Origin of the sequence: Pseudoalteromonas sp. BZK2 (genome assembly GCF_014349195.1) — a bacterium.
In the GTDB taxonomy this organism is placed as follows: domain Bacteria; phylum Pseudomonadota; class Gammaproteobacteria; order Enterobacterales; family Alteromonadaceae; genus Pseudoalteromonas; species Pseudoalteromonas simplex.
The window spans coordinates 1-12,723 of the sequence record NZ_JACSOG010000036.1 but is presented as its reverse complement, the minus strand read 5'-3'; the positions used below and the strand labels follow the sequence as shown (position 1 = coordinate 12,723).

General features: G+C 37.9%; 8 protein-coding genes. 7 read left to right on the top strand and 1 reads right to left on the bottom strand.

Annotation, left to right across the window (positions count from 1 at the left end):
- Positions 1–62: 62 nt before the first annotated feature.
- Positions 63–1,760, bottom strand: coding sequence for a hypothetical protein (locus tag BIZ38_RS17925; RefSeq protein ID WP_187490907.1), 1,698 nt, complete (start codon positions 1,758–1,760; stop codon positions 63–65).
- A 183-nt stretch (positions 1,761–1,943) separates the two neighbouring features.
- Between BIZ38_RS17925 and BIZ38_RS17920 the strand changes: the two genes are divergently transcribed.
- The 7 genes from BIZ38_RS17920 to BIZ38_RS17895 all read left to right on the top strand — a co-directional run bounded on the left by BIZ38_RS17920 (position 1,944) and on the right by BIZ38_RS17895 (position 12,316).
- On the top strand, positions 1,944–2,492 hold the full coding sequence (locus tag BIZ38_RS17920; protein ID WP_187490906.1) for a hypothetical protein: 549 nt from the start codon (positions 1,944–1,946) through the stop codon (positions 2,490–2,492).
- 265 nt (positions 2,493–2,757) lie between these two features.
- A complete protein-coding gene (locus BIZ38_RS17915; RefSeq protein WP_187490905.1) occupies positions 2,758–4,560 on the top strand; it encodes a DUF4209 domain-containing protein in 1,803 nt (600 codons plus the stop codon).
- 319 nt (positions 4,561–4,879) lie between these two features.
- Positions 4,880–6,538 carry an SIR2 family NAD-dependent protein deacylase gene (locus BIZ38_RS21680; protein ID WP_222938073.1) on the top strand — a complete coding sequence of 553 codons (1,659 nt, stop codon included), beginning with the start codon at positions 4,880–4,882 and terminating at the stop codon, positions 6,536–6,538.
- On the top strand, positions 6,450–8,690 hold the full coding sequence (locus tag BIZ38_RS21675) for a hypothetical protein (protein WP_222938072.1): 2,241 nt from the start codon (positions 6,450–6,452) through the stop codon (positions 8,688–8,690). The genes BIZ38_RS21680 and BIZ38_RS21675 overlap by 89 nt, the downstream gene beginning before the upstream one ends.
- 550 nt (positions 8,691–9,240) lie before the next feature.
- The gene (locus BIZ38_RS17905; RefSeq protein ID WP_187490904.1) at positions 9,241–10,158 is read left to right on the top strand and encodes a DUF2971 domain-containing protein; all 918 of its coding nucleotides are present in this window, start codon (positions 9,241–9,243) and stop codon (positions 10,156–10,158) included.
- A 654-nt stretch (positions 10,159–10,812) separates the two neighbouring features.
- On the top strand, positions 10,813–11,088 hold the full coding sequence (locus tag BIZ38_RS17900) for a helix-turn-helix domain-containing protein (protein ID WP_036973834.1): 276 nt from the start codon (positions 10,813–10,815) through the stop codon (positions 11,086–11,088).
- Positions 11,081–12,316 carry a type II toxin-antitoxin system HipA family toxin gene (locus BIZ38_RS17895; protein ID WP_187490903.1) on the top strand — a complete coding sequence of 412 codons (1,236 nt, stop codon included), beginning with the start codon at positions 11,081–11,083 and terminating at the stop codon, positions 12,314–12,316. The genes BIZ38_RS17900 and BIZ38_RS17895 overlap by 8 nt, the downstream gene beginning before the upstream one ends.
- Positions 12,317–12,723: the final 407 nt, after the last annotated feature.

Here is a 12,723-nt window from a genome sequence, read left to right as displayed (position 1 = left end):
AATCTTAAAATTGAAAAAAATTTTAAAAGCGTGATTTTCAACTGAATTTCAGTATTTTTTGATTAAAATACCTTTTTCTCAAAATAAACGCTTATATCCCCAATTTTATGGTCTTTGTAATAGCTAATATTTATCGAGTTACCCATCATGCTGACAGATACGGGAAAGGCGGGCTCTTTTGTAGACATTAAACCTAGAAAACCATTCTGATTAACAACGTAGTCTCCATGTGAATTTTTTACCGGATTAAAGTCACCGTCGAGTAATGCAGTCTGCCCCTTTCTAAAAGCAAACAGCTCACTTAGTGTTACATCAAAAGCAAACGTATCGGGCAAACAATCAATTGTTTCTTTTGGCAGTATATTGACTGCTCGATTGCTTATTGAACCATCAGTCACGGATACCTGTTCCAAAGATTTTAGCCACAGCTTACGGTAATCTGTTCGATTAAAGATATTAAACTCTGACCCTGGTAAAAATGGCAAAACATCTATTGGGATTAATTTTACTTTTGCCGAGCTATGCTTGTTATGAGTAAAGTTAATATCTAGGACAGCTCGATAGAATTTTACACCTGAAACCTCTATCACAAGAAAAAAGTAAGGCTTACCTCTCGATAAATCATCTACGCGATTAATATAGCTGTTTCGTACTCCATAGTAGTTTTTCGGACCCCAAAACCAATCATTGAACTCAATACCATCGTAGTCCCCTTCACTAATTAATTCATCAAAGCTAAGGTGCATTGTAACTTGCTTAACATCTGCAAACGGATATTGACTGAAAGGTGATGCCTCAATGTTCCCCATATATTCTTCAGATAAATTGGACGTCTGCCCATTTAATACATTTTTGAAGTTCTCTATGCTTTCTCTGTATGCATCCCACATATTTGAATAAGGCAATAAGTCACTATTATAGTCTTTTACTCTCGCTCTAGACTTTTGCAATTCGGATAGTAGTAAGTTTTTAGTAAAATCAATTTCTAAAACTTTTGGAGATAACCCAGTCAAGAGCTGGAGTGTTAGCATCGATACACCTACTTTAAATTCTGGCCAGTGTGCAGCTTTTCCAATCGATGGAAATTGAGGGTTTACATCTAACAGATTTGAATCAAGCTGCGCACACTCTTCATTTCGAATATTTACTCCATTTGAGATACTTTTACGAGAGTAACTTTGGGCTGCAACTAAAGCGCGGATGTTCAATACTTCTGAGAGCTTAAGGCCACCATAAATCATTTGGCCTTCACTAATTTGAGGTTCTTTGATTTTATAGTCTGATATTGTCACTAGGTTAGATAATTTGCTTTGGATATCAGCAAAGAATTTATATTCAAACACCTTTTCTTTGAGTCTTTTTTTCAATGATGATTGTTTTGTTTCGATGCCATTAAGCAGAAATACTTCGTCATAAATCCTAATAGTATTCTCGTTAGAAATTAACTCTGGGCCTTCAGTTAACTCAAAAGTAGCCGTTGCATTGAGGGTGCTTAGCTCTTGCTTTAAGTTTAGCTCTTTAAGTTTTGCCCTTACATTTGGCAATAATTTATTGCCGCTTATAACATTCGTGTTGAGGTTTACTTTTGCTTGTTCCACAGCTTTTTTTTGAAGTAGATGCTCGATTACTTGTGCGTCGTACTCAGTGGTGTTACTTAGCGTTAAATTGACACTAACTTTTTCTGCACCATAAGCACTCCCGAGTGCATGGAATACAATCGATAGAAAAACCCCATTTGCTAGCGCTTTCAATGAATTCATTAAAACAATCTCCAATAGCTAAAACTATATTAATCATTTCATGAATTTCATTTCGCGCAGCGGTTAAAAACAAAATTAAATATCAATTTTTTACAATAGGTTATGAAAAAATCTCATTGTATTTTTTATATTCTTACAAACCTGCATTCAATAATTTATACTTTTCACCTTGAAGGAGGATTTATGAAATTTGTATTTTTACTAGTCATTTTAGTATTGAGCCATAGTGCTCATGCAGCTGATACTGTGAGAGTTATCAAGTTTAAAACTATTGGCCTCACAGTAAATGAATACAACATTGTAGATTTGATACATAAAGAAGCAGCTGAAAAGCTCGGCGCTTATTTCATTGTTAATAATTCACAAGCAGGTGTATCAAGCTATAGCGAGAAGGCCCGCATTTTACGTCCGATATCGGTAAGTATTGTTGACTATAAAATCGAAGATAGTGAAGTAATAGCGACCATACGCTATGAACATGCAGCTTTAGAGGTTGTAACGGAGAACTATAAGTTATACATGAGGAACAAGAAAAATTCCGAAGAAATAGTTAACGCGAAGATAACTGAATTTTGTCAAAAATCCTCATCTAACTCTTTAGAAATCGAGAACATTCTCTCTAGCTCAGAACTTAACGATTCAACAGCCTCTTCGAGGGATAATGAGCTCCTAAACCTATCAAAAGAGTCTGACTCTATAAGTCAGATATTAGTTAATGAATGTAATTTATAAGAAATCTTTTAATACTTTAACACCTCTTTTCAAGAACGTAGCTCTGAATACTTGTGATTAAGAACTAATGGACGTTTTTGTCCAATAGCAGGCCTTAAAGCGTAACTCATATCTGCCCCTTTCCCACTTAGAGTTATCAATCAGGTCTGTCACCATCATCACATTTGACCAAATTCTGCTAATGGCTCATTATGCCTAACGTTGACTATCAATGTGATACATATGTATCTACCGATTCAGTGGTTATTTAGTTAGAGATCCTAGAATGTGCGATTACGATGATTCACTTCAAATAGAACAAGCCATCTTTCATAAATGCAGATTTGATGAGATAGACGAAGATTTACTAAAATATGGTTCGGGCTACCGATTAGCTTCTCTTATCGCAAGAGCTGAGGAAGATGGGAGTGAGCAATTAGCAAAACTATATAAAGTTCTTAGAAAAGCGTGTGAGTTACGATTGAAATCGGGCAATAGGCTAGAGCCTTATGAATGCTATGGGAAAGAGTCTATCTCAGGACTATTTACTAATAATGATTTTCAAATTCTTGATGAGACACGAAAACATACCTCATGCAAAGCCTTTATTGCCAGACTTAGTGATTTAAGATGGCTATACCACAGACCTAAATCGATCAGCGATGCACACACTGTAATAGAATTGTATACGAGCTATGATATTTGTCAGGAAAATTGGCTAGACAGCATAAAGTATTACTATGAGAGAGCTATAAGGCTAGGTTTACAGCTTGGTAAGGGGGGCGCTGACAAATTAGATAATATAAAAACCAGTTTAGTTTCAGCGCTTGAACCTGATTACCCCGAAAGCAAGTTTATGAAACTTTGGATAGCTGAACTGTTGGAATTATTTTCCCAAGATGAAGATGAAATTAGAGAAATCGCGGAACGTTTCACATCAATCGCGCAGGAACTGAGCGAGCAAGGTGACTATTATTCTGCTCGACTATATTTAGAGCATGTATCAACTAAATATAGAAAAATTGAAGATAATGTAAACTGGCTTGAAACAAGGATTCGTATAGCAAGCTCTTGGGAAAGAGAAGCCTCTATCCGAGACCAAGCATTGGTCAAAATGACTTTTTTTGAAAATGCGATTCAATCCTATCGAATGATACCTAATGCAGATAGAAGCACATATGGTATTGATGAAATAATTAGTAACCTAAGGCTGAAGCTCCGTGATGCAGGAAAAGCAGCTGTAGATGAAATGACCACAATCTCCGTCAAAAGCCCTGATGTATCAGATATTATAGAAGCGTCTATAAAGCACGTTTCAGGTAAAGATACTCTAGATTTAGCTTTATTGTATTTCTGCGGGCTTTATTCGGGTATATCAAAGTCACAATCTATTGAGTCAGCCATTGAGAATTTAAAAGTAGGTGTTGTTTCTCATCTTTTTGGCATGGTGCAATTATCTGGCGATGGGCGAAAAATAGGTAAAGAAGCTCCACTTATGCTGTCAGAACAAGGAATACCTGAGGATACGCCCAAAGCACAAGCTATTGATAATGCTATTATGGAAGCTGACTTCGTTGTAAAAACTCAAATACTACCAAGCCTTACAGCCATTCTAGAGGAGCATGATATCACTTTACATAGATTGGAAACTGTATGCTCCGTCTGTCCAATCATCCCAGAACAAAGAGCAAAATTATTTGCTAAGGGATTGTATTTTGGTTTTGAATATGACTTTGCCTCTGCAATCCATCTACTTGTTCCTCAATGGGAGCATATAGTCAGAACTATTCTTAAAGAGAGTGATGTTCATACAACCATGCTTGATGCGGATGGCATAGATATGGAGTGTGGATTGTCCACTTTATTGGAGAAAAAGGAAGCAGAAGAAATATTCGATGACAATTTACTGTTTGAGATGACAGCTTTTTTAACACATAAACGTGGTCCCAATCTCAGGAATGAACTAGCCCATGGTCTTCTAGACGATGACAGAGTATGCAGTTATTCCGCTATATATTGGTGGTGGAGATCTCTTAAACTAGTAGTACATTCTCTAGTTCATAGAGTTGATGATATCGAAGATTCGTAGTCACTTTTTTCAAATCTCCCATACCTAAAGTAATTTGTGAATTGCTAAATTAGCAAAGTCGCAGACACGCCTTTGCCCCAAAATGCGCTGCCTTACTTCTGCCCCTCTAATTTATGAAAAACCATTTGACTTAATTTTTCTTATCCGACTAAAGGACATTTCTTCAGAGCTTTCTAAGCTAAATATGGTATTGTAATTATATTAGTATTCTTAGCGCAGCTATTACCAATAGGAGCGCTATCACCTCTATTGATGCGATTAATCATCGCTTAAGCCACAACACCTAAAAGTTAGAAATTTAAACACAAAAGGAAACATGATGCGATTCCTCGAAAATGGGCCTTCAATACCTGATGAACTCTTATTAGCCAGAGACCAAGGTCGGGTGGTGTTTTTTTGTGGTGCTGGTGTTTCAAGAGCAAAAGCGGGTTTTGCCGATTTTTTTGGGCTAGCTTCATCAGTAACATCTGAACTTGGTGTAGAAACCAACAGCCCTGCCTTGAAGCTTCTTGATGCTGCTAAAGAAATAACTGCTACTACTGGCGTGGAAGGAGTCGTTTCGGCTGACAGGGTATTTGGTTTGCTAGAGAGAGAGTTCTTAACGAGCGATATATATAAATCAGTAGCTAAGGCTCTCACGCCTGAGGGAGAAGTTGACCTTCATGCGCACCAAACAATGCTTAAACTAGCTACAACGAATGATGGCATAGTACGTTTGGTAACAACTAACTTTGATCGCTTATTCGATCTTTGCAAACCAGATATACATACCTTTATCCCTCCAAGACTACCAGATCTTAATCATTCTGATGAATTTAATGGTGCTGTGTATCTTCATGGAAAAGTAAACGAGGGCGGTACAGGTGCTGAAAGCAACGGTTTCGTTCTCTCAAGTTCTGAATTTGGAGATGCTTACTTGGCTAATGGCTGGGCTACCTCATTTGTCAAAGGGATATTAGAAAAGTATGTCGTAGTTTTTGTCGGTTATTCTGCGGACGATCCGCCAATTCAGTATTTGTTAGAAGCACTCAATAAAAGCTCAAGTCATCTCAACGATATATACGCATTTCAATCTGGTGATGAAAGTTACGTTAGCTCAAAGTGGCGCCATAAAGGGGTAAAAGCGATTGCGTATGACGATACAAATGGGCATATCGCGCTTTGGAACACTTTAGAATCTTGGGCCGAGCGGGCTGCTGACCCTGATGCATGGTATCAAGGAATAATCACAAAAGCTGAAAAGGGGCCTCATCTCTTACAGCCCTTTGAACGTGGTCAGATTGCACATATTGTTTCTACAACCGAAGGTGCCAAAAAGTTTGCTAATAGTGAAATATTAGCTCCTGCTACTTGGCTCCATGTGTTTGATTCTGAATTGAGATATGAAGCTCCTCGTAAAAATTTATCCGGTGCAAAAAACCTAACTGAGATGGTAGACCCATTTCACTTGTACTCTTTGGATTCAGATCATACACCACAGCATGTTGACCCTAATGACTTTTATAACAAACGTGAAGTTCCCACAGGTGCATGGGATGCTTTTGAGTTTAACTCACGAGACATTAAAGTAACACAAGACCAACGTTCTATCAGATTTAGAGGGGATGATTCCAGCTACCCTCAGTTTTCTACTCTGCCTCAAAGGCTCAACGCATTAACACATTGGTTGAGCAGAGTGTCTGAACAGCCAGAAGTAATCTGGTGGGTTACGAAGCAGCAATTTCTTCATCCTTGGGTTCAGTTTGTACTTAAGTCAGAATGTGAGCGCCGTTCTAAAGATATGAATAGTACACTCAATGATGCATGGGGCTATGTTTTGGATGGCTTTGAACAAACAGATAAAGGAGGACATCGAGATTGGTTTACTCTGGACAGTGCAATAAAGAATAATGGTTGGTGTCCCAGAAAATTACGGCAATTTGAAAAGGTTACGAAACCATTCATCAATGGTTACGCCTACTTACCGAACTCCGAATGAAATCAACCGGGAGCAGATTTGTTTAAAAGACTTAATTCATTTAGATGTCCATTACTCAGAGCTACCAAGAAAGCTAGAAATTCCTGATAAGTGGATAAATCGTACAGTTGAAGTCCTGAGACGTAATCTAGAACTTGCTGTTGACCTAGAAAAAGAAATAGGTGGATACGGCCTGAGGCTGAGCTGTTCGTTAACACCAGAGAATAATATAAAGGATTCGTATAGTCGAACTTACGGTCTATCTGCATGGGTGTTGCTGTTTGTTTCTTACTTAGAAAAATTAGTTTTGATTGACCTTGATGCTGTTCGGAAGGAGATTTCAAGGTGGCCATGCGATGACAGTACTATCTTTGCAAGGTTAAAGGTTTGGGCGTTAGGAAAAGCTGATCTTGTACCAAATGAAAATATTATCACAACTTTAAATCAACTTTCAGACGAAGCATTTTGGGATAGTTATCATGCTAGAGACTTACTTTTAGCTTTAGTAGCTAGATGGAAAGAACTCGACCAATTTAGCCGTTCCACAATAGAAAATAGAATATTGCAAGGACCGAAACTTTGGAAAACCGAAGATGAAAGTAGGTTTAAGGAACGAAAAGCGAGAAATATTCTGGATAGAGTAACTTGGCTTGAACAAAATGGTTGTGAGCTAACAATAGCCACGGGTAAGTTAGTTGATAGGCTAAGAGGTGATACGCCGGAATGGAAGCCTGAGCATGCAAAAGATGCAGCGCGCTCCTTTGAAATTCGCAGTGGTATTGTTAAGAAAAATACAGACTATTCTTTGTTAGCAGATGAACCAATAGCCTCAATCCTTGAAAGAGCAAGTGAATTATCTGGAAGGCAAGCTGATTTTTTGATTGATGAAGACCCATTTCTTGGTTTATCAGAAGAAAAACCGATTCGAGCTTTCAATGCGTTAACTTGTTCGGCAAAAAAGGGAAACATTCTTGACTGGGCTTGGGATACTTTCCTTTATTCTGAAGCTCGTATGAATGATAAACCCCGATTTATGGCATTAATTGCAGAGCGTCTGTCAGGTTTTACCAGTGACGACTTGGCAAAAATACTTCGTTCAGCATCAAGCTGGTTTGAAAAATCTACTAGCATACTTGCTGATAATTATTATGTTACTTACTACAAATTAGCGTTTAAATTAGTTCATGCGATGTCAATACAACCTGATAAGGGGGAATCTTCAATAATACGAGGAAGTAAAGATCCTGATTGGTCAATGGAGTCAATAAACTCGCCAACTGGACACTTATCTAGTGCAATACTGCAATCACAGGGAAGCCGTACTTTTGAGTCAGGAGAGAGCTTCACTGGAAATTTTTTGTTATTGCTTGAGCAATTATTAGCTTTACCCAATGATTTGCATCGTTACGCAATGGTTATACTCAGCCGCAGTTTAAGTTGGTTCTTTTGGGTTGATCCTGACTGGACTCAACGTAACTTGCTCTCTGCCATAAACTCTTCTTCCAGAGAAGATCGTCAAGCATTTTGGGCTGGTGTTTTATGGGGAGGAGTTCGCGGGAAAGAATTATTCACCATTTTGAAGCCAAGTATTCTGGAATTGGCATATTCGGGAGAAGTTGAAAGCAGAGGTTATCAGGATGCTATAGTGGGATTAATTTTCTCAGCTTGGAAAATTAAAGATGAGGATAAAAGATGGGTATCTGATTTTGAATTAAAAGAAGTATTAATTAAAGTAGGTGATGACTTTAGGTGTGGAATATTATGGCAAGCCAGGCATGGAGATAGTGAAGGGAAAGAGCATTGGTTACTTCCATTCAGAGAGCTTATCGCAAATGTTTGGCCTAAACAGCTTGCTGTTAAATCAACCGCTGTAACTGAGCGCCTTTGTGATATCGCATTTTGGTCGGAAGATCATTTCCCTGATATTGTAAACCTAATCACTCCGTTCTTAACGAAATTAGAACGCGCTAACCACTTCTATCTGAATGACGACTACGTACTCAAGAAATACCCTAACGATCTTTTATTACTCTTGAGCACCGTATTACCTGAAGATGTTAATAAATGGCCTTACAACATTGGGGAGTATTTAGATCAAATGATAGAGGCTAATATCGAGTTAGGTGATGATGAACGCTTTATCGAACTCAAAAGAAAATGGGATGCAAGGTGAGTCGATTTTAACAAATATTTGAGATTTAAAGTTACTTTTTCTTATCAGCGTTAGAGCGATATATCTAACGCGTTTTTGTCCATAGGCGAGTTAACTGCTGACTCGCCTTTGCCCCAAAATAAATCAGAGCAGATGTTCTAGAGTCGAATTTAAGCGTACTACGGAATTTGCCCAAAGCATAACGAGTTAGCAGCTAGGTAGCTGCATAAAATCAATTAGTTAACCTGCTTAATTGCTTAGGCTAGCGGTCTCTGTACGTGTAAAAATATAATTGCTTATTAAGGCAAATTTAGGTGTAATGAATATATAAAAAGCGCTGAGCAATGCAGGGAAAGCTTACATAACACTAGCTAAGCTGATTAAATTAGCTAGGCAAGTGAGAGCCACCAAAAAGCCTATTTTATATAAGTAAGCCATAGCATAAACAACACCAACTCTGACACACCGAGCAGGTAGCGGCTCAGTCCAACAAGCGATTATGCAACACAGACTGCGTGTCGCATAAATACTAAAATGTTAGCTTTTTCTCGTACATGGATGATCGGTTCAAATGTCAAAAATATACAAATACTTTTCAAGTGATGTAATCCAACTCGTTTTCCAAAGAGAAGGATTTTGTGGTGTAAAATGCTCTTTACCGCAGGATTATAATGATCCCTATGAGCTTTTTCTTGGTATGGATTTGAACACTCCTGCGGATCAACTTGCTTTTTATAATGATATTATTTCTGATATCCCACAAAGTCCTACAACATGTTTTTCTAAATCTCCGATTGTTGCTCCTATGTGGGCGCATTATGCAAATAACCATACAGGTTTCGTATTAGAGTTTAATTTAGAGAAGTTGCAAGAGCATTTTAAAGGTAACCCTATTTGGGATGTTACTTATAGAGATGCGCCAAGTGAGCATCTTCAACCTATCCTTCAAAGAGCCGCTGTCTTAAAAAAACCACGATACTCGTATGCCTTACAAGAATATATTTTTGTTGAATCATATTTTGCTAAATACGATGACTGGAAATATGAGCAAGAATGCCGTTTTGTTGATATGAAAAAGGTAACGGAGAAAGTAGCAGGGAATGATATTTTGTACATTCCCTGTGATTTTGTGACTGGTATTATTATTGGTTCAAAATACCCTAAGGAAAACTTTGGCTTAGCGCAGGAAATAGCTAAAGAAAATGAATTGACTTGGTATGAGTTAGTCATCGGTAAAAGCCACCCGAAACCATATATGAAAAATGAGTCTAATGATGTTTTCACATTCTCTGGTAGCGATATTTTAATTGCGTCCAATACTTGCGATAGTTGCTCAGAGCCATTAGTTGCAGAGAGCGATTTATGTCCTTGGTGCAGCATAACTGAAGCTCATGAGGATGACGCTGCTAGAAGTAACCCGTTTAGAATGTTAAGTTCAATGGGGCAGCTGGATAGTTATATGAAATCTATGGGTAAAATTGGAAAGTAGTCTTGCTAAACAAAAACTAACAAGTCGTTTAAAAGGACAAAAACAGTTGGTTTTTTGCTCCTTCGTCGCTAATTTTAACCAACAATTTTTTGCCTCTTAACGAGGCGTTATCTTTCGAAGTGCTAAATGGCTTATGTCCAAAGATGAGTTTTTCTTATGGTCAAGATTGTCACTGCTCAAGCTCCCTAGTGTGATCTTTAATACTCAAATACTCAGTTGTAGCTCGATTGAGACTTGGTAGTAGCAATTATTTTGAACCTTTATTAAATTCACCCGCTCAACTATTACACAAATTTAACTAGAAGAGTTTCAGTAGAACCCTTTTTAATACCAATAGGATCAATGCCTAAAGCCAAAGTCATCACCAGAAATAAGGGGAGGTGTAGGTTTAATTATCAAGACAGTGAATACACAGATTTATTTATAAGGCAGAATTCTAATCTTGACACTTTTTGATACAATAGTAACAAATTTAACTGATAATCTTATTTTTTTGTTACTATAACAGCAACTTTATTCACCATCGGTGATGGCTTTTATATTGTCTCTTTATGAAACGATCTTCAACACCATTTCATATGTGTCACAATAGTAACAAATAATATCAATGTATATGCTATAATTGATACTATAGTGACATATTTGGAGGTGTGTATGTTATCCCTTTATACTGCTTATGATTTGCAGATGGATCTCAAAGAGTTTATCAAGTCAGCTCGAAAAAAAGACAAACTCAGTGTTCAGAAGTTAGCCGATCTCTCTGGCGTGCCTTATGCGACGATCCGAAAGTTTGAATCATCTGGTAACATCTCATTACGCCAGTTTCTAATGCTTTATGAGACCGTCGGAGACTTGAAAAAAGTGAAAGAGCTAACAAAGTCGTGTGAGCCTGAATTCAAATCAATAGAGGATGTGCTACGACATGCTTAAATCTGCCCTAACCGTAAGGCGTAAGCTTAGCACCGGTGAAAAGGTGCTTGTCGGCAAGCTTGTTGAAAATAGTCAACAAAGCTTCTTTCAATTTGACGAGACGTATTTAAACGCTCACTCTACTTCTTTGGCCCCGTTCAATTTAAAAGCAGACACAAGCCTTCAAGTTGCGCCTAGAAAACCGCATTATGGCATCCATGGAGTTTTTGCAGACAGCCTCCCTGATGGTTGGGGTCTTTATCTCATGGATCGTGTATTTAGGCAGAACAATCAGAACCCAAAAACAGTTACCGCTTTAGAACGTTTGGCCTACCTAGGTGAGAGATGTATGGGGGCGTTGAGCTATGAGCCAGAGTTAGATTTACTTGATGAGTCCGAGGATTCAATTGATATTATTACCCTCGGTCGAGCTGCGATTGAAGAATTTGAAGGCACTGAGTCAGCTTTGCTTGAGCACTTGATGAAAACGGGTGGTTCGGGTGGTGCTAGGCCAAAAATGAACGTTACGCGTTTATCGAATGGTCAATATTCAACATTAGACGACGTACAAGGCACAAAGCTTATAGTAAAGCTTACATCAGAAAAGTTTGACTTGAAGCACTCTGAATCAATAGTTGAATATTGCTACATGCAAATTGCTCGTAATGTTGGCATCGAGGTTCCTGAGTTTGATTTAATTGATGCGGGTAATGGAAGATATTGGCTAGAGCAGGAGCGATTTGATTGCACAGAGCAAGGTGGTCGAATTCATATGATTTCTGCTTGTGGGTTATTAGATGCCCCTTTTCGAGAACCTTCTTTGGACTATGTGGATTTAGTAAAAGCTACGCGCATCATGTGCAGTGTTACAGAGTCTCAGAAGCTCATTAAGCGTTGCATGTTTAATTATTTAACTGTTAACCAAGATGATCATAGTAAGAACTTCAGTTTTCTTGCCAGTGACTCCGATGTTTGGACGCTATCACCTTTCTACGACATTGTTTACAGCCCAAACCCTTACAAAGAGCATATGACGGCTTTTGGTGGTAATGGCCAAACACCAAAGAATGTACTAAATCAGCTAGCTGCTCAGTCGGGGTTGTCTTCAAAAAAAGCGATTATGACTATGGCTGAAGAAATATTTGAAGCAACGCGCTCGTTTAGGCATGAGGCCAAGCATTTGGGTTTGTCATCTAATCTAATCGATGAGATTGATAATGATATGATAGAAAAGTTTAAGGCGCTTTAAATACAGGATAATTAAAATTGTCATGCCTTATTTTGCAAATGTCAGATAAGTTGAGAGATCTATACTATTTTTAGCCTAAAATAGGAGCAGCCTGTTAAGAGCCCATACCAAAAGTATGAAAGCTGACTTATCTGACAAATTTCGGTGCCAGCTTCATCATAATTTAGCTTATATTTATATTGAATTAGGCTAAACCAAAAGTTAACTGGTTTACCGTTTTCCACTTCCTTAAAAGCTATTTAAATTTGTGTATTAGCATACAACTCTTCATCAGGATGACATAAATTACCGATAGACTCGTATCCTTCAGGTGTTGTAAACATTACCTTATAATAACCTGGTCTATAGCTATACTTTTCCTCAATCAATACTTTTACACTGTAAAAATTTGGTATTACAAAGGTTCT